This is a genomic window from Kribbella sp. VKM Ac-2571 (genome assembly GCF_004362255.1).
Lineage (GTDB): Bacteria > Actinomycetota > Actinomycetes > Propionibacteriales > Kribbellaceae > Kribbella > Kribbella pratensis.
On sequence record NZ_SNWS01000007.1, the window covers coordinates 225,740 to 243,945 of the forward strand.

At 69.0% G+C, this 18,206-nt stretch carries 17 protein-coding genes and 1 riboswitch; of the genes, 14 read left to right on the top strand and 3 right to left on the bottom strand.

The annotated features are described in order from the left end of the window. The first annotated feature begins 26 nt into the window (after positions 1-26). Complete coding sequence (locus tag EV651_RS17720) at positions 27-1,553, top strand: alkaline phosphatase (protein WP_133786298.1); 1,527 nt, start codon at positions 27-29, stop codon at positions 1,551-1,553. A gap of 143 nt (positions 1,554-1,696) precedes the next feature. Beyond that, complete coding sequence (locus EV651_RS17725; protein ID WP_133786299.1) at positions 1,697-3,754, top strand: prolyl oligopeptidase family protein; 2,058 nt, start codon at positions 1,697-1,699, stop codon at positions 3,752-3,754. Between the two features lie 10 nt (positions 3,755-3,764). Here EV651_RS17725 and EV651_RS17730 read toward each other — a convergent pair whose 3' ends face one another. Next, the gene (locus tag EV651_RS17730) at positions 3,765-5,129 is read right to left on the bottom strand and encodes an aminotransferase class V-fold PLP-dependent enzyme (RefSeq protein ID WP_133786300.1); all 1,365 of its coding nucleotides are present in this window, start codon (positions 5,127-5,129) and stop codon (positions 3,765-3,767) included. Positions 5,130-5,146: 17 nt separating this feature from the next. Further along, a riboswitch (SAM riboswitch) is annotated at positions 5,147-5,260 on the bottom strand. Between the two features lie 96 nt (positions 5,261-5,356). Here EV651_RS17730 and EV651_RS17735 point away from each other — a divergent pair. The 8 genes from EV651_RS17735 to pgsA all read left to right on the top strand — a co-directional run bounded on the left by EV651_RS17735 (position 5,357) and on the right by pgsA (position 13,947). Next, the gene (locus tag EV651_RS17735; RefSeq protein ID WP_133786301.1) at positions 5,357-5,872 is read left to right on the top strand and encodes a DinB family protein; all 516 of its coding nucleotides are present in this window, start codon (positions 5,357-5,359) and stop codon (positions 5,870-5,872) included. Between the two features lie 31 nt (positions 5,873-5,903). Next, positions 5,904-6,692: a DUF4184 family protein gene (locus tag EV651_RS17740; protein WP_133786302.1), complete on the top strand. Its 789-nt coding sequence runs from the start codon at positions 5,904-5,906 to the stop codon at positions 6,690-6,692. Between the two features lie 73 nt (positions 6,693-6,765). Further along, positions 6,766-9,381: a DNA translocase FtsK gene (locus tag EV651_RS17745; RefSeq protein ID WP_202870373.1), complete on the top strand. Its 2,616-nt coding sequence runs from the start codon at positions 6,766-6,768 to the stop codon at positions 9,379-9,381. Between the two features lie 4 nt (positions 9,382-9,385). After that, on the top strand, positions 9,386-9,952 hold the full coding sequence (locus EV651_RS17750; RefSeq protein ID WP_133786303.1) for a hypothetical protein: 567 nt from the start codon (positions 9,386-9,388) through the stop codon (positions 9,950-9,952). Between the two features lie 117 nt (positions 9,953-10,069). Then, entirely contained in the window at positions 10,070-10,834 is a 765-nt protein-coding gene (locus EV651_RS17755; protein ID WP_238156994.1) for a helix-turn-helix domain-containing protein, read from the top strand. A 147-nt stretch (positions 10,835-10,981) separates the two neighbouring features. Next, positions 10,982-11,224 carry a hypothetical protein gene (locus EV651_RS41880; RefSeq protein ID WP_202870374.1) on the top strand — a complete coding sequence of 81 codons (243 nt, stop codon included), beginning with the start codon at positions 10,982-10,984 and terminating at the stop codon, positions 11,222-11,224. A gap of 429 nt (positions 11,225-11,653) precedes the next feature. Next, positions 11,654-13,327 carry a 30S ribosomal protein S12 methylthiotransferase RimO gene (gene rimO, locus EV651_RS17765; protein ID WP_133786304.1) on the top strand — a complete coding sequence of 558 codons (1,674 nt, stop codon included), beginning with the start codon at positions 11,654-11,656 and terminating at the stop codon, positions 13,325-13,327. Further along, a complete protein-coding gene (pgsA, locus tag EV651_RS17770; protein ID WP_133786305.1) occupies positions 13,324-13,947 on the top strand; it encodes a CDP-diacylglycerol--glycerol-3-phosphate 3-phosphatidyltransferase in 624 nt (207 codons plus the stop codon). Before rimO ends, pgsA begins: the two co-directional genes overlap by 4 nt. Here pgsA and EV651_RS17775 read toward each other — a convergent pair whose 3' ends face one another. Both EV651_RS17775 and EV651_RS17780 read right to left on the bottom strand, forming a co-directional pair. Beyond that, positions 13,948-15,153, bottom strand: coding sequence for a DUF2332 domain-containing protein (locus EV651_RS17775; RefSeq protein WP_133786306.1), 1,206 nt, complete (start codon positions 15,151-15,153; stop codon positions 13,948-13,950). 260 nt (positions 15,154-15,413) lie between these two features. Next, positions 15,414-16,199 carry a hypothetical protein gene (locus EV651_RS17780; protein ID WP_238156996.1) on the bottom strand — a complete coding sequence of 262 codons (786 nt, stop codon included), beginning with the start codon at positions 16,197-16,199 and terminating at the stop codon, positions 15,414-15,416. 140 nt (positions 16,200-16,339) lie between these two features. Here EV651_RS17780 and EV651_RS17785 point away from each other — a divergent pair, with 140 nt between their 5' ends. From EV651_RS17785 to EV651_RS17800, 4 genes are all read left to right on the top strand, one after another. Continuing rightward, entirely contained in the window at positions 16,340-16,777 is a 438-nt protein-coding gene (locus EV651_RS17785; protein ID WP_370352863.1) for an Hsp20/alpha crystallin family protein, read from the top strand. Between the two features lie 54 nt (positions 16,778-16,831). Next, complete coding sequence (locus EV651_RS17790) at positions 16,832-17,119, top strand: hypothetical protein (RefSeq protein ID WP_133786308.1); 288 nt, start codon at positions 16,832-16,834, stop codon at positions 17,117-17,119. Between the two features lie 339 nt (positions 17,120-17,458). Beyond that, on the top strand, positions 17,459-17,878 hold the full coding sequence (locus EV651_RS43270; RefSeq protein ID WP_133786309.1) for a J domain-containing protein: 420 nt from the start codon (positions 17,459-17,461) through the stop codon (positions 17,876-17,878). Then, on the top strand, positions 17,868-18,092 hold the full coding sequence (locus EV651_RS17800) for a DUF2188 domain-containing protein (protein WP_133786310.1): 225 nt from the start codon (positions 17,868-17,870) through the stop codon (positions 18,090-18,092). The genes EV651_RS43270 and EV651_RS17800 overlap by 11 nt, the downstream gene beginning before the upstream one ends. Positions 18,093-18,206 lie beyond the last annotated feature (114 nt).

Sequence of the window (18,206 nt, forward strand, 5' to 3'; positions counted from 1 at the left end):
TCATCCGCGAGGCGCACCTTCGGGTCATGAAACTGAGTCGCCGCCAACTCCTTGCCGCGTCCACGGTCGCCGGCGCGTCCCTCGCCGTACCTGGTGTCGCCGTCGCGGCCCCGAACCTTGTCCGTCGTGATCGGGCCGCTCTGCCGTCCGGTATCGCGAGCGCCGACGTGACGCCGAGCTCGGCTGTCGTCTGGTCGCGCGCCGACCGCCCCGGCCGACTGGTCGTCCAGCTGACCAGCCATGGCCGCTTCGACAAGGCCATCTGCCTGCGCGGCCCGAAGACGGACGCCGCGGACGACTTCACCGCTCGGCTGCCGCTGCGCGGCCTGCGCCCGGGCCAGCGCTACGACTACCGCCTCGGCTTCGAGGACTCCGATGGCCGGATCGGCGAGACGCTGGACGGTTCGTTCAGTACGCCGGGCCGCAACCGGCCGGTGTCCTTCGTGTTCACCGGCGACACCGCGGGCCAGGGGTACGGCATCAACCCCGAGCTCGGCGGGATGATCGCCTACAAGTCGATGCACGAGACCCGGCCGGACTTCTTCCTGCACTCCGGCGACAACATCTACGCCGACGGCCCGATCCAGGCCGAGCTGCAAGTTGCCGACGGCACCGTGTGGAAGAACGTGGTGACCGAGGAGGTGTCGAAGGTCGCCGAGACGCTGGCCGAGTACCGCGGCCGGTACAAGTACAACCTGCTCGACGAGAACGTGCGCTCGCTGTACGCCGACGTACCGCTGGTCGCGCAGTGGGACGACCACGAGACGCTGAACAACTGGTACCCGGGGGAGATCCTCACCGACGAGCGGTACGCCGAGAAGCGGGTCGACGTCCTCGCGGCGCGGGCGAAGAAGGCGTTCCTCGAGTACCTGCCGATGGAGCACGTCACCGGGCGGGACCGGATCTACCGCAAGGTGAGCCATGGCCCGCTGCTCGACGTGTTCTGCCTGGACATGCGCACGTTCCGCGGCGCGAACCCGGTGCCGTCGACGGTCGGGCCGGTGGCGATGCTCGGTGCCGAGCAGGCCGCCTGGCTGGTGCGTGAGGTCGCGGCGTCGCGGGCGACCTGGAAGGTGATCGCCAGCGACATGCCGCTCGGCGTGCTGGTTCCGGACGGCAACCTGATCGAGGCGGTCGCGAACGGTCTGCCGGGGGCGCCCGGCGGTCGTGAGCACGAGATCGCCTGGGTGCTCAGCCAGTTCAAGAAGCGCAAGGTCCGCAACGCGATCTGGCTGACCGCCGACGTGCACTACGCCGCGGCGCACCACTACGACCCGTCGCGGGCAGCGTTCACCGACTTCGACCCGTTCTGGGAGATCGTGGCCGGGCCGATCAACGCCGGCACCTTCGGCCCGAACGCGCTGGACAGCACGTTCGGGCCCGAGGTGGTGTGGTCGAAGGCGGCCGACTTCCCGAGCCAGTCGCCGGCGTCCGGCAACCAGTTCTTCGGGCACACGCGGATCGACCCGCGGACCGGCGTGTTCACGGTCTCGCTGCGGAACCTGTTCGGCACCGTGCTCTGGAGCAAGGACCTCACTCCGGCCCATCCGTGAAGACGTCAGGTTAGGTTTGGCCCCATGACAGTATCGATGCCGCGACTCCGTCGCGGCGGGTCATGGGGCTGTGACTCCCGGCCTTCCCTCGTCGCTCCGGTCGCTTCGCTCCCTCCACTCCTCAGTCCAGGCCGGGAGGCCCCATGACCTGTCCGGAGAGCCGCCGCGACGATGTGGTCGAGACGTTGCACGGGCACCAGATCGCTGACCCGTACCGCTGGCTGGAAGACCCTGACTCGGCCGATACCCAGGACTGGGTCAACCGGCAGAACGAGTACACGGAGGCTGAGCTGGCCGGGTACTCGGAGCGTGACTGGTTCCAGGCCACCATGTCCGCGATCCTCGCGCGCCCACGCGCCGGCGTACCGGTCAAGAAGGCGGGCTGGTACTTCGTCGGGCGCAACGACGGCACGCAGGCACAGGACGTGATCTACGTTGCCGATTCGCTCGACGAGCTGCTGTCCCGCGGCCGCGTGCTGATCGACCCGAACACCCTCTCCGAGGACGGCACCGACTCGCTGGGGTCCTTTACCGTCAGCCCTGACGGGAAGTACTTCGCGTACGGCATCAACGAGAGCGGCAGCGACTGGACGACGTTCCGGCTGCTCGACATCGCCACTGGTACGCCGGTCGACGATGTCGTGTCGGAAGCCAAGTTCAGCGAGGCGACGTGGCTTCCGGACAGTTCGGCGTACCTCTATCTGCACTACCCGGCGAGCGGGCGCAGTGAGGGGACCGGGACGGCGTCGCTGTCGGGTGGGCGGCTGATGCTGCACAGGGTCGGCACGCCGCAGTCCGAGGACGAGCTGGTGCTGAGCTTCCCGGGCCAGGACCAGTACTTCATCACACCCGAGGTGTCCGACGACGACCGCTACCTCCTGGTCCACATCACCGAGGGGACCGACCCGAGCACGCGGCTCTGGGTGTACCCGATCAGCTCGGACGGGCTGGGCGAGCCGGTGAAGGTCGTCGACGAGTTCATCGACGAGATCGCCTTCGTACGGATGTCCGGCGACCAGTTGGTACTGCGCACCGACCGGGACGCGTCCCGGGGCCGCATGGTGCTCTCCACGCTGGACGGCGAATTCACCGACCTCATCCCGGAGGGAGAGTCGACACTGCAGGCAGTCCGCGGTACGGCGGACGGCCTGGCAACGCTGACGCTCGTCGACGCACAGCCCGTGCTGACGCTCTACGCGTTGGACGGGTCGGGCCGGCGTGTGATCGACGTACCTGGCGGGGGAGTGGTCGGCCTCAACGCCGGGGCCGAGTACGACGAGCTCTTCATCGGGCTGTCGACGACAACCGACCCCACGCTGTCGTACGCCGTTTCCACCGGGTCAGGCGACGTACGCGCACTGCCGGAGCTGGTCCGTGGCTCCGGCGGATTCACGTCGCCGCAGGTCACCGTGACGCGCCGGATGGCTCCTGGCCGCGACGTGCCGTACTTCCTGATCACCCGGTCCGACCTGGACTTCGAGGCGCCGCGTCCGACGCTTATGTGGGGGTACGGCGGATTCCGCATCCCGGTCGAGGCCGACTACCGTCCCGGCTGGCCGGCGTGGCTTGCCGCAGGCGGCGTACTGGTCATCACGAACCTGCGGGGTGGCGGTGAGTACGGGGCCGAGTGGCACGACGCAGGGCGGCTCAAGAACAAGCAGAACGTGTTTGACGACTTCATCGCGGTCGCTGAACACCTGCGGGACACCGGCGTGACCACACCGGAGCAGCTGGCCATTCACGGTCGCAGCAACGGCGGACTGCTCGTAGGCGCGGTCATGACGCAACGGCCGGACCTGTTCGCAGTCGCACTGCCCGGCGTGGGCGTCATGGACATGCTGCGGTTCCACCTGTTCACCGTGGGAGCGGCGTGGGCGTCCGACTTCGGTCTGCCGGACGATCCGGAGCAGTTCGAGGACCTGTTGGCGTACTCGCCACTGCATCGCATCAGCGACGGTACGGCGTACCCGGCGACTCTCGTGGTCACCGGTGACCACGACGACCGCGTAGTTCCGTTGCACAGCCACAAGTTCATCGCCGCGCTGCAGCATGCCCAGTCCGGGCCGCGGCCTGTCTTGACCCGGGTTGAGGTCAACACCGGCCATGGCTTCGGAAAGCCCGCTGCGATGGTCGCGGCGGAGTGGGCGGACCTACTGGCGTTCGCTGCTCACCATGTAGGTCTCGTACCTCCCGAGCAGTAGGAGGGCTGCTTCACCAGATGCGGGGTGCTTGGAGATCGCGCGGGTCGTCGGCCGGCTGACAGCCGTGCGCGCTCTCCGTGTACTCCGTGCGCGGGCCGCTCGTGGCGAGCGTGCGCACGGCGTCGACGAGCCGGTCCACGTGCTCACGGGTCGTCCCGAGGCCGAGGCTGGCGCGGACCGCCGTACCGTGCTCGGGGGAGCCGGCCAGGAGGTGGCCGACCAGCGGGTGTGCGCAGAACTTGCCGTCCCGGACACCGATGCCGTACTCCGCGCTCAGCGCCGCGGACACCAGCGTCGAGGTCAGACCGGCGACCGTGAAACAGACGGTGCCGACCCGGTCCGCGTCCTCGCCGAAGATCGAGTACGTCGTGACGTTGTCGATCTGAGCAAGCCCGGCGCGCAAGCGGGCCAGCAGGCTGCGCTCGTGCTGCTCGATGGCGTCGCGGTGCTTGCTGATCGCGGCACACGCACTCGCCAGGGCAATGGCGCCGATGACGTTCGGGGAGCCGCCCTCGTGGCGGGCCGAACCGGTCGTCCACACCACGGTGTCGCTCGTGACGGCGTGGGTCGCTCCGCCGCCGTGCAGGTACGGGTCGGCGGCGTCGAGCCAGTCGGAGCGGCCGATCAGCGCACCCGCGCCGTACGGCGCGTAGAGCTTGTGACCGGACAGGGCGACCCAGTCGACGTCCAGGGTGGCGATGTCGACCGGACGGTGCGGGGCGAGCTGCGCGGCATCCAAACAGACGCGTGCACCGTGTGCCTTGGCCACCTTGGCGATTTCGGCGATCGGGAAGATCTCGCCGGTGACGTTGGACGCGCCGGTGATCACCACGAGCCGCGGTCCCTCGGGCGCCTGACGGAGCGCGTCGGCGACATGGGTCACGGCCTCGGCCGGGCTCGCCGGCGCGGCCAGGCGAACGGTCCGCTCGGCCGGCCAGGGCAGCAGCGCCGCGTGGTGCTCGGACTCGAACACGATCACGGTCGTGTCCGCCGGCACCGCGCGGGCCAGCAGGTTCAGGGCGTCGGTGGTCTGCCGGGTGAAGATCACCTGGTCGTCGGCACGCGCCCCGACGAAGGCGTGCACCTCGGCGCGCGCCCGCTCGTACCACTGGGTGGTGATCCGCGAGGCGTACCCGTTGCCGCGGTGCACCGACGCGTACGACGGCAGTGCGGCCTCGACACTGGCCCGCACGGACTCCAGACACGGCGCGCTCGCACCGTGGTCGAAGTTCGCGTAATCGGTGACCCGGCCGTCGGCGAGCGGGACCAGGAGGTCCGATCCGACCGTGGCGGGGATGCTGCCGGTCGCGAGCCGGGCGATCGCCGGCCGCGGGGTCGTCGTACTGGCCGGCTCGAGAATGGACAGGATCGACATGATGCTGCTCCCAGGGAAGTCCGCACTTGCCGAACGGGGTATCCGCACGGCCTGGTCTTCACCCGGGGCACCCCACCGCGGAGGAGGGTTGCCGGCCAGCTAGCCGGGGCTTGTCGCTGACACTCATGACCTGCCGAGAACGGTAACGAAGGGGACACGGTGACCGCCAGTGGCTATCTCATGTGATGAGATGGGCGAACACATCGTGGGACAACGTGAGGAAGTCGATGACCTGGAGAGCACCTGCCGTCGAGCGACCGGACGGCTCGCTGACCGCACCCGAAGCGGAACTGCTGCACGGCTACCTGCAGTTCTACCGCACCACGCTGCTCTTCAAGTGCGCGGGGCTGACCGCCGAGCAACTGGCCGAACGGCCGTCGCCGCCGTCCAACCTGTCGCTGCTGGGCCTGATCAGGCATCTCACGAAGGTCGAGCGGATCTGGTTCCGCATCCACTTCGCCGACGAGCCCGCCGAGCCGCTGTTCGCGCCGGAGCTCGGCAAGGACGCGGACTTCGAGTTGATCGACCCTGCTGACGCGCAGGCGGCGTACGACGGTCTAGTCGCCGAGTGGAAGCTCTCGGACGACGCTGCCGCCGGTCACTCGCTGGACGACCGCTTCACGTTCAACGGCACGGAGTCGACGCTGCGGATGATCTACATTCACCTGATCGGCGAATACGGTCGCCACTGCGGCCACGCCGACCTCTTGCGGGAGCAACTCGACGGCACCACAGGCGCGTAACGACGACCTTGAGGGCTTCGAAGGTGCGGGGGTGCCGTTCACCCTCGCCCACCCCGCGGTAGTCCTCCCGCTGGTCCGTCGCCCCTTCGTGGCGTCGGCTCTGGTGGCTGGTGCGGTGGCACCCGACCTGCTGTACGTCGGTCCGATCTACCGGATCGCCACACAGCAGATCAACGGCAACTTCACACTGACCCTCACCCACGAGCTCACCTCTGCTTTGTGGCTGGACCCGCTGCAGGCTCTGTTGCTGCTCGCTGTCTTCAACCTGGGCCTCAAGCGACCCCTGATGGCTCTCGCGTCATCTGCGCTCGCTGGCCGGTTGAAGCCTTCACGCTTTCGCCTCCCCAGCGTCGCCGTCGTGCTCTGGACGGTCGCATCAGCCGTCGTCGGCGCGGTCACTCACGTCGTCTGGGACTCGTTCACCCACGGTGACGGCTACTTCGTCCGCCAGTTCCCCGGGATCTTCCGGGCTCAGGTGACAGGAGCGTGGGACGTCAACCGCATCCTCCAGTACGTCAGCACACTGGGCGGCTGCCTCGTTCTCGCGGTGTGGCTCTATCGCTGGTACCGCCGTACGGCACCGCAGCCTGTCGACGAGCGCATGCCGACCTGGCTGCGATACCTCGTTTATGTCGCGGCCATCGGTCTGGCGGTCGGGGGAGCGGTCGTGGAACTCGGCAGGGTCGACGGCGGGTTCAGCGGCGAAATCGGCGTACGGACGGTGCTCACAGGCCTCATGTCCGGCGGTCTGATCGCTGTCGGTGCGTACGTCGTCGTGTGGCACCTCGAGCGGTTACGACGACGAACACACGTTTCGTGACGCTACGGATGGGGCAGCGTGACCGGCGTGTGACACGTGGGACTCAAGGGGTAGTCGGGGTAGCCTGATCGATATGGCGACCCGCACGTCTTCCCCGGCGCGGGCGCAGAAGTCGGCAGCTAAACGGCCGAGCACGGCCCGTTCGGCTGCCGGTGGACGCCCCCGTCCGTCAGGCGCCCAGAAGCGTGGGCAGACCACGAAGCGCAGCGGTGGATCCACCGCCGCGCGGACCAGTACGCCCAAAAACAGCGGACCGGGCCCGTTCGCGGCCGCCATGCTCGCGCTCTGCCGCGGGGTGGTGAAGGTCTGGATCGGTATCGCGCACCTGCTCGGCAGCATGGTGCGGGGCATCGGCCACAGCGCCCGTGACCTGGAGCCGGAGCATCGCCGTGACGGCGCCGGCCTGCTCCTGATCGGCCTGGCGGTCGTCGTGGCCGCCGCCATCTGGTGGGACCTCCCGGGCTCGGTCGGCGACGGCGTACGGACGGTGGTCGGCGGCAGCATCGGCATGCTCGGCTGGGCCCTGCCGTTGATGCTGGTGGTCATCGCGATCCGCACGCTGCGTCACCCCGACCGCAACGGCCCGGCCGGCCGTCAGGTCATCGGGTGGACCGCGGTGAGTCTCGGCGTACTGGGCCTGATCCACATCGCCAACGGTCTGCCGCGGCCGAGCAACCCGGCCGACGGACCGCTGCGAGACGCCGGCGGCGCGATCGGGTACTTCGTCTCGTCGTTCCTCTCGGACCTGCTCACGCAGTACGTCGCAGCACCGCTGCTGGTGCTGCTGTCGATCTTCGGCGCCCTGGTGATCACCGGGACGCCGGTCTACGCGATCCCGCTGCGGTTCCGGGCGGCGTTCGACGTACTGATGGGGCGGACCGAGTTGCCTGAGGACGCTCCGTCCGTGATGGCGGCTCCGACCGACGACACGGTCCGTCTGACCCGCAAGCAGCGGCGCGCCAAGGCCGAGCTCGAGGAGGACGGCGAGCCGACCATCAAGCCGTACGACTCACCGGTGCTCGAGGAGACCCCGAAGCGCGGGCGCAAGGCGAAGGCGCAGCCGGTGGTCGAGGAGTCCGACGACGTCGACGACGCACCCTCCGCAGCCGCGGTCGAGCCCGCCTTCGAAGCACCCGCCCCGACCAAACCGCCTGCACCGGCGCCCGAGCCGCCGCCGCACACCCCGCTGCCGCAGCGCGTCGAGCAGCTCAGCCTGTCCGGCGACATCACGTACACCCTGCCCGACGGGCAGATGCTCAAGCCGGGTTCGGTGCACAAGGCGCGGACCAAGGCGTCCGATGCGGTGGTCGACCGGCTGACCGAGGTGTTCGAGCAGTTCGGCATCGACGCGCAGATCACCGGCTACACCCGCGGCCCGACAGTCACCCGGTACGAGGTCGAGCTCGGCTCCGCGGTCAAGGTCGAGAAGGTCACCGCGCTGTCCAAGAACATCGCGTACGCCGTCGCGTCGGCCGATGTCCGGATCTTGTCGCCCATCCCCGGCAAGTCCGCGATCGGCATCGAGATCCCGAACACCGACAAGGAGATCGTCAGCCTCGGCGACGTCATCCGGAGTGCAACGGCTCGCAACGATCATCACCCGATGGTGGCCGGCCTCGGCAAGGACGTCGAGGGCGGCTTCGTGGTCGCGAACATGGCGAAGATGCCGCACCTGCTGGTCGCGGGTGCCACCGGTTCGGGTAAGTCGGTGTTCGTCAACTCGCTGATCACCTCGGTCCTGATGCGGGCCACACCGGACGAGGTGCGGATGATCCTGGTCGACCCCAAGCGGGTCGAGCTGAACCACTACGAGGGCATCCCGCACCTGATCACGCCGATCATCACGAACGCCAAGAAGGCGGCGGAGGCGCTGCAGTGGGTCGTGCGCGAGATGGACATGCGGTACGACGACCTTGCGGCGTTCGGGTTCCGGCACGTCGACGACTTCAACAAGGCGGTCCGTAGTGGGAAGGTGAAGCCGCTCCCGGGATCCGAGCGCGTGCTGACGCCGTACCCGTATCTGCTGGTGATCGTCGACGAGCTCGCCGACCTGATGATGGTCGCACCGCGCGACGTCGAGGACTCGATCGTCCGCATCACCCAGCTGGCCCGGGCCGCCGGCATCCACCTGGTCCTCGCCACGCAGCGGCCGTCGGTGGACGTCGTCACCGGTCTGATCAAGGCGAACGTGCCGTCGCGACTGGCGTTCGCGACCTCGTCGCTGGCCGACAGCCGGGTCATCCTCGACCAGCCGGGCGCGGAGAAGCTGGTCGGTCAGGGTGACGGCCTGTTCCTGCCGATGGGCGCGAGCAAGCCGATGCGTATCCAGGGCGCGTGGGTGACGGAGTCCGAGATCCACGGCGTCGTCGAGCACTGCAAGGCGCAACTGGAGCCGACCTACCGCGAGGACGTCACCGCGGCGCCGGGGCCGAGCAAGGACCTCGACGACGAGATCGGCGACGACCTCGACCTGGTGGTGCAGGCAGCGGAGCTGATTGTTTCCACCCAGTTCGGCTCGACGTCGATGCTGCAACGTAAGCTCCGCGTCGGCTTCGCCAAGGCCGGGCGGCTGATGGACATCCTGGAGAGCCGCGGCGTCGTCGGTCCCAGCGAGGGTTCGAAGGCCCGCGACGTCCTGGTCAAGCCCGACGACCTAGAGGACTTCATCACCACCCTCCGAGGAGAGTGAGACCGTGACCGCCGCGAGCGCACTGCCCAGGCACGACAGATTCGACGTCGACCCCGAGCCCGTGCCGTTCACCGTTCGCGCTTCGCAGCGGGTGCACGGCGGACTCGCCGCCGGCGCGGCCCTGGTCGCGATCGGTTTCGCGGCGTCGGCGTCCACGAGCCCGGCCGGCATCCTGCGCTGGATCGTGGCGGCCGCGTTCGCCGTACTCGCCGTGGTGTGCGCCCGAGCGCTGACCGTGGGGGACATGCTGGTCGCCGACGACGTCGGCATCCGGCTGCGCATCGGCAGCGAGTGGGTGGGTACCCGGTGGGAGGACATCGAAGAGGTGACGGTGCTGCAGCGGCGGCATCCGCTCGACGACGGGCGGATCGCCGTACATCTGCAGGATCCTGGGCCCGTCCTCGGTGCGCTGCCGAGTTCGACCCGCAAGACAACCGATGCGAACCGCCGCCTGACCGGATCCTCACTCGCGATACCGTTCGGTCTGACGGCTCGGCCGTCCAACGGGGAAGTGGTGCAGGCACTGCACATGCTGGCCGATGCCAGATGTCCGGTCAGGGAACAGCTCTGACTCGTCCGTGACCCCGACGAACCCAAGCCGTTGAGTTGATGTCGTTGTGTTGAGATCGACGCACCGGCTGTCGATGGTCCGCGCGAACAGATCGGACGAGGAGAGGATGGTGGGGACGTGAGCATCGGCAGCGAGCTCACGGCGGCCCGGATGAGGGCGGACATGACGATCGAGCAACTGAGCGCCGCCACCCGGATCAGATCCGGGCTGCTGATCGCCATGGAGGCCGACGACTTCTCCCGCTGCGGCGGGAACTTCTACGCCCGTGGGCACATCCGGTCGATCGCCCGCGTGGTCAAGGCCGACCCCGCACCGTTGCTCGCCAGCTTCGACGCCGAACATGCCGTCGAGGAGGAGAAGTCCCGGCGCGAGGAACGCGCCGCGGCCAAGGCCCCGACCCTCCGCCCGGCCCGCCCGCGCTGGGCCCTCGTGGTCGGCGCCATCCTGGTGATCCTGATGGGCTGGGGGATGGTGCGGCTCTTCACGCTGCCCAGTGACATCGAGGCCAACGCTTCCAAGACCGCGACCACCACGGCAACGGTCACGACGCCGACCCCGAAGGCATCGCCGCAGCCGACGGTGCGACCCACGAAGAAGCCGACGTCGGCCAAACCACCGGCGCTGCAGACCGCGCTGAGGCTGACGGCGACTGGCGACGGCACCTACCTGACAATCCGGGACCGGAAGGATCGCCGCCTCTTCCAGGGTCGCCTCAGCCCGGGCATCGCGCAGTCCGTCACCAGCGCCGGCGACATCCGCGTGACCGTGGGCAACCCCGGCAACCTCGTCGTCGTCCTCAACGGCAAGCGGATCCCCACCAAGCTCTACAAGTTCACCGCGCACCCGAACGGCACCCTCAGCAAGACCACCGCCAACCAGTAATCGGCCTTCTGAGTTGATATAGGTCGGGTTAGCCCTTCCTAAGCGCCTCCGGAGGTGTCAGAAGGGATCCGTTATGGGGTCCTTGGAGGATCTGGCGTTTGGTAGCGCCGGGGTTCTCTTGACGTTTGCTGGAGGTGGGTTGCGTCTGTGCATGCTGCTCCTGTCACGTCGTCGACGGTCGTGGTTGCGGTGGATGTGGGTAAGAGGTCGGTCGCGTTGTCGGTGACCGATGCTGGGCGTCATCGGGTGCTGGGGCCGGTGGAGTTCGAGATGACGAGATCGGCGTTGGCGTCGGTGGTGGGCCAGGTCCGTGGCGTGCTGCCCGACGCCGGGCGCGTGGGAACGGTCAAGGTGGAGCGCCCGCAGCGCAGCGAGGACGAACGACGTTGACCGCGACGAGCACCGGCGTACAACCCGCAGCGGCGAGGAAGGGCGCGCTCTCACCGTCAACCTCCGCCCGAGCCAAGGAGCAGACCCCTTCACAACTCCAGCCGGTGGGTGCCACGCTGGACGAGACGAAGGGCCGGATCAGACGCCGCATGAGTTATGGCGCACCCCACGGTGACGCCGCATCTAACTTGGCGCCCGGCCCTTCGCCCATCACGACAGCCCGAACGACGCCAGATGACCCCACAGCGAAGGTCGCATACGTCAACGTGGGCGTCCGGCACCCGGACCAGCACCCCACCTTCACCGGTCAAGACCGAACAACAAACCCCGCAACACCCCGCGGAGTCGCTGCCACACGCCCACACGAGAGGTTTGACTGACTTACAGCCAGTTAGGTACGGACGTGCACAGCGCGTCATACTCGTGGGGATGACTACGCCACCCACCACCGTCGCCCTGGTCACGCTGGGCTGTGCCCGTAACGATGTCGACTCCGAGGAACTCGCCGGCCGGCTCGAAGCCGGCGGATTCCAACTGGTCGACGACGCCGCCGAGGCGGACACGGTGGTGGTGAACACCTGCGGTTTCGTCGAGGCCGCGAAGAAGGACTCCGTCGACACGCTGCTCGCGGCAGCCGACTACAAGGACTCCGGCCGCACACAGGCCGTCGTCGCGGTCGGCTGCCTTGCCGAGCGGTACGGCGAGCAGCTCGCGGACGCTCTCCCGGAGACGGACGCCGTACTCAGCTTCGACGACTACACCGACATCTCGGACCGCCTCCGCGCGATCCTCGCCGGCACCAAGCACCAGGCCCACGTACCGCGCGACCGCCGCAAGCTCCTCCCGCTGGCTCCGGCCGATCGCCACACGACTGCCGGTGTCGCAATCCCCGGCCACGGCGACACCACCGCCACCACAGCTGCCGCCGCGGAGATCTCCACCGGAAACACCGAGACTTCCGCAGGCGGCGGGCGGACGGCTGTGCTCGGTGACCACGTCCCGGATGCGCTCCGGCCGGTCGGCTCCTCCGCTCCTGGCGAACTCAAGGGACGTTTCGTCACCGGTGCACCGGAAGAGCTGAAGATCGATGCCCCCGACCTCGCGACCGCCCCCGCCAGCGGCCCCCGCGTCATGCGCCGTCGCCTCGACGGCGGCCCGATGGCCCCGCTGAAACTCGCCTCGGGCTGCGACCGCCGCTGCGCGTTCTGCGCGATCCCGATGTTCCGCGGCGCCTTCATGTCCCGCCGTCCGGCCGAGGTACTCCGCGAAGCCGAGTGGCTCGCCGAGAACGGCGTACGGGAGCTCTTCCTGGTCTCCGAGAACTCCACCTCCTACGGCAAGGACCTCGGCGACCTCCGCCTCCTCGAGACCCTGGTCGGTGAGATCGCCCAGGTCCCCGGCATCACCCGCGTCCGCGTCTCGTACCTGCAGCCCGCCGAGATGCGCCCCACCCTGATCACCGCGATGACCGCCACCCCCGGCGTCGTCCCGTACTTCGACCTGTCCTTCCAGCACGCCTCCGGCCCGCTCCTGCGCCGGATGCGCCGCTTCGGCGACTCCGAGCGCTTCCTCGAACTCATCGCCCAGGTCCGCGCCGCCGCCCCGACCGCCGGCATCCGCAGCAACGTCATCGTCGGCTTCCCCGGCGAGACCCAAGAGGACGTCGACATCCTCTGCGACTTCCTCTCCCGCGCCGGCTTGGACGCGATCGGCGTCTTCGGCTACTCCGACGAGGACGGCACGGAGGCCGAGACGTACGACGGCAAACTCGACGAGGACACCATCGCCGAGCGCCTGGACCGCGTCACCCGCCTCGCCGAAGACCTCACCTCCGCCCGCGCCGAATCCCGTATCGGCGAACTCCTGGAGGTTCTCGTCGAGTCCTTCGACTCGACGGACTCCGGCGAGGCTGAGGGCCGCGCCGCGCACCAAGGCCCCGAGGTGGACGGCATGACGACGGTGACCGGCCTCCCGGAGGGGATCCGGGTCGGGGATCTGGTCTCCGCGAAGGTGGTGTCGAACGACGGTGTCGACCTGATCGCCGAGTTCGCCGCACTCGTGGACACCCCAGACGCCCGCTCGGCAGCTAACCTGACCGCGTGACCAACCCGGAGACGAACCCGGCGCCGCACGCAGCCGGCGGCCATCTCCACGCGCCCAGCGCCTGGAACGTGCCGAACGCGCTCACGGTCCTCCGGCTGGTCCTGGTACCGCTGTTCGTCTGGCTCCTGCTCCGCGACGGCGGCCACGCCACCGGCGACCGGCTCCTCGCGACCGCCGCGTTCGTCGTCGCCATCGTCACCGACCGCTTCGACGGCGACATCGCCCGCCGCTGGAACCTGGTCACGAACTTCGGCAAGATCGCCGACCCGATCGCCGACAAGGCCCTGACGGGCGCCGCGTTCCTCGGCCTCTCGTACCTCGGCGAACTCCCGTGGTGGGTCACCATCGTCGTCATGGTCCGCGAGTGGGGCGTCACAGCCCTCCGCTTCTGGGTCATCCGCCACGGCGTCATGCCCGCCAGCCGAGGCGGCAAGCTGAAGACGGTCCTCCAGGCGGTTGCCCTGGGCCTCTACCTCCTCCCATGGCAACACCTGGCCCTGGTCCACTGGCCCGCAATAGCCATCATGGCCGCCGCCGTCGTGGTAACGCTCGCCACCGGCCTCGACTACCTCTCCCGGGCCCTCCGCCTCAGAGCCGCGGCCAAACGTCCGCTCCCGTAGCTACGAATCGGCCAGCCAGGCAAGCATTTCGCCGCGGAGCCAGCAGCGGCCGACCGCCGTGGCCTGCAGCGAGGCGTGCTCGAACACGCCCAAGCCGATGATGCTGTGCCCTGAAGCCCGTCGATCGCCGAACGTCGGCATCCCCGGCGCGACCCCAACCCCCTCGACCGACACCCACGCCACCGGCCGCCGGGTGGCCGCCTCGTCGAGCCGCTGCAGGAACCGCAACCGCCCCTCGAGATCCAGCCCCGACAAGGCCCAGGTCGTGATCACCACCGGGAGTACGTCGTCAGGCACCGAGGCGATCGCATCCGGCAGTACGTCGACCACGCCACCTCGCACCAGCACCGGAGGAGCCGCCTCCGCCAACGCCAGTTCCGCCTCGAGCCTCGCCAACCGCTGCACCTGATCCGGCGGCACGCACGCCAGCAGCCAGCGCGCCTCGTCCACCTCAATCACATCAATCGGATCAACATCGACCAGAACCCGAGCCGCAACCTCCGGCATCGCATGTAGCGGCACGCGCCCGTCGCCCACAACTGACGCCGACACTTGCACCGCAGAACGCGCGTCACCCAACGACTGCCCGTTGGAGTACGAGATCCCTACCCGATCAACCGTCAGATTCAGCCCAGCCGACCGCCCCACATCGACCAGCCCAACCGAACCCGCCCCGACCCGCCGCGCCACCTCGGCAACAGCCGGAAACAACACCGCGTGCCGCCCACCCTCGTCGCCCCGAACCTTCCGACCAGCACCAACCTCCAAAACCAAGTCCCCCGCCCGCCGAACCACCTCAACCCCCACCGCCCCAACCACATCCAGCCCGCCTCCATCCAGCCCGGCTGCATCCGCCGTGGCAGCGGCTGTGGCTGTGGCAGCGGCTGTGGCTGTGGCGGCTGTGGCGGCGGTGGTGCTGGCGTTGGTGTTGGCATTTGTGGCGGCGATGGCTTCGGCCAGGTCAGGGGCGTGCCCGGACAGCGCGAGATAGTGAAGCGCGGCGAGGATCGCGGTCGGATACCGGCGTCGGGCCGGCGCGCCCTCGATCACTCGTAGCGCATCAGGTGACTCGCTCAGTGCAATCGCCATCCGCGCGTACAGCGGCGAAATCTTCAGCGCCTCGCCTTCACCGAACCGCCGATACACCTGCACGAGAGCACGCCCGCGCACCCCACTCTTCGTGCTCCCACCAGTCACCTCCGGCATTCAAGCGAGTCTAGCCACGCACACCCCACCCTCCAGCCCGCAAACCTGAACCGACCCACGGCCCCCACGGCAGTCCTCGACCCGGAGAGCCACCCGCCCTCGAGACAACCACCGCCCGGCGCGCGGCCCCGCCGCCGGATCGGCATCTGCTCTGACTGGCTCACGCGGCGCCGGAGCTGGCCCGGGGCGGCCGGTGTTGGGGAGGTGGCTGGCGGGTGCTGGGGTTGGGTCTGCGGGGCGGCCGGTGTTGGGGCGGTGGCTCAGCCGGTGCGAGAGTTGGGCCTGCGGCGCAGGCGGTCGGTGGTTCGGCCGATCTCCGCGATCTCCCCGGCCAGGTGCGGGTGGGATTCCTGCAGGTGCGGTTCGGCCTTGACCAGCAGACCGAGGAGGGCCGCGGTGTCCGCGTCGCCGAGAGCATCGAAGACTTGGTCGACGCTGTCCTGGGTGGCGGGGTCGAGGTCTTCCAACGCGGCGATCTGCGCGGCGAGCCGGCGCAGCTCCGCAGCGTTTGCATCGGCCCATCGGGAGACCGCGCGTTGGCCGGCGCGGCGGTCGCGGGCGGCCTGGACCCGTTCCTCACCGGTCATCCCGGCGCGGTCCGCGCTGTGGGGATTCAGGCGTAGGAAGCGGCGCTCGGCCGCCTGGCGGCTGGCCACCCCGAGCACCGGGGCGATCGCTGCCCAACTCGCGCCCTCGGCGCGCGCCGCTCCGATCAGCAGCGGCTCCCAGGCGGCGAGCTGGGTCTGCACCGCATGAAGCTTGGTCAGCGCCGCCAGCAGGTGCTCCGCGCCGGCCCCGTCCGGGCTCGTGGACGCGACGCGCTCGCCGGCGGGAGCGAGTTGTCGCACGGTCCTCTCCACCGCAGCGATATCGGCGGCCGCCGAGGTCTGCGTGTCATCTCTGTCGCCCGTGTCGCCCCGCTCGCCCGTGTCGTCCCGCTCACCCGCGTCGTTCCGCTCCTGCGAGCCGTTCCGCTCGTGCGAGTTGTCTGCGTGGTGCGTGGCGTCTGGATCGTGTGGGTCGTCCGGTGTGTCGGTGCCTCTCACCTGATCACCTCCTTCGGCTCAGTATGTCAGCGATTCGATGACAAATTCTGCTTGTCATCGTTTCGTTGACATGTTATAAGGGAAGTGCGTGTTGACACCACTGTTTAAGCGATCACTCAGGAGGTGCAAGGACGATGTTGATGCGCACTGACCCGTTCCGCGAGCTGGACCGGTTTGCCCAGCAGTTCTTCGGAAGCCAGACGCCGGGCACGTGGTCACGCCCGACCCCGATGCCGATGGATGCCTACCGGCAAGGCGAGCAGTACGTCGTTTCATTCGACCTGCCCGGGGTCGCACCGGACGCGATCGACCTCGACGTCGAGCGCAACGTACTGACGGTGAAGGCCGAGCGCCGGCCGCTCGAGCTCGGCGACAACGTGGAGATGCAGGTCTCCGAACGGCCGCTCGGCGTGTTCTCCCGGCAGCTGTTCCTGGGCGACACCCTCGACGCCGACCGGATCGAGGCGAGCTATGAAGCCGGCGTGCTGACCCTCAAAATTCCGATCGCCGAGAAGGCCAAGCCGCGCAAGATCGCGATCACGGAGACCGGCAGCGACCGCAAGCAGATCGACGCCTGACCAGCAACCTGACACCGCCGTTTCCGGCGGGCACTTGTCGATGAGGTGAGATCGATGAGGGCGACCAGCGCAGAGCGCACACTCGACGAGGCCGACGTCTTCACGGACCTCGTGCTCGGCGACGACGAGCTGGTGCGCGCGGAGTTCGACGCCCTGATCGCTGCCTGCTGGGAAGCACCGTGCGAACCACCCACCCGGCTGCCCGGTCCGGCCGCCGGAGCCTGGGCTTGGCGGCCACCACACCGATGGCCGCGCCGGGTGGGCTTCCGGCACAGTCGCGTGCCACGGCGGCGGCCGCACAGCCGCCAGCGCGGGCCTCCGCGGCAGCGAAGCAACTGCTGACACAGACCTGATCGAAACGGCCCTGTGTACGGAGGAGGTGAGGTTCTCCGACATCGATGGAACCTTGACCCGGTGATGCGGCCGCCCGCCAATCACACCCTCGACCCAGCGGCGTTGACCGACGTTCCGCCGCCTGTCCTTCCTAGGACGTACATCTACGGCGGGTCGCCGCATCACTCGGGTTCGATCCGAACGAGCCGTTCGCCCACTTCGAAGACATTCACCGCCAGCTGGACCTGACCCACGGCGTTCTCACCGTTCACGCAGCCGAGGCCCGCCCGCCCACCCCACGCACAGCGTCGGCCCCGACGACCTCGGCGACTCTGGTGGAGCACAGCCATGACCACCTCACCGACACCCGACCCCTACGCGGTCCTCGGCGTAACCCGCGACGCCACCGACGATGACCTCGACCGCGCCTTCCGCAGCGCCGTCCGCCAACTCCACCCCGACACCCGCACACCATCGGAGCTGGATGCTGACGCCGACCGGCGTCTGCAGGAACTCCTGACCGCCTACGCCACCTTGCGCGATCCGATCCGCCGAGCCGCCTACGAGCGCTCCCGGCCAGCGACCGCAAGCGACGGTGCCACAGTCCGGCCTCGCGTCCGGCACGCACCTCGGGGGCCCGCGGCAGTTCGCGTTGGGGCGGCGCTGCGGGTTGGATCAGTGCATTGGGACCCGCTACCGACCACCACGGACGGGTCGAGCGGAGTGGTGGGCTCGGGCCGTACGAGAGAAGCCCACGATGGCCGTTGACGACGTCGAAACCTACTGCGAGAACGGCGTCTGGAAGACCCGCCGGCGGCACAGCACCAAACCTTTCGCCGTCGGCGGCGAGAAGGAACGCCAGGTCAGCCAAGGCGCCACCGTGGCCAGCTGGTACGGAGTGGACCACATCATCACCAACCCTGACGGCACGATCGCCGAACACAACTCCTACCGCTACCGGCGAGAATCGGACGCCAGCTGACCACACCGCACTGGAGCCGCACGAGATCCACCAACTCGCCACCGATTTCGGGCCCCACGTCGGACGGGTCGGTGCCGTCGGGGGCTGTGCGAGCCTCGTCCTGCTGCCGCCTTC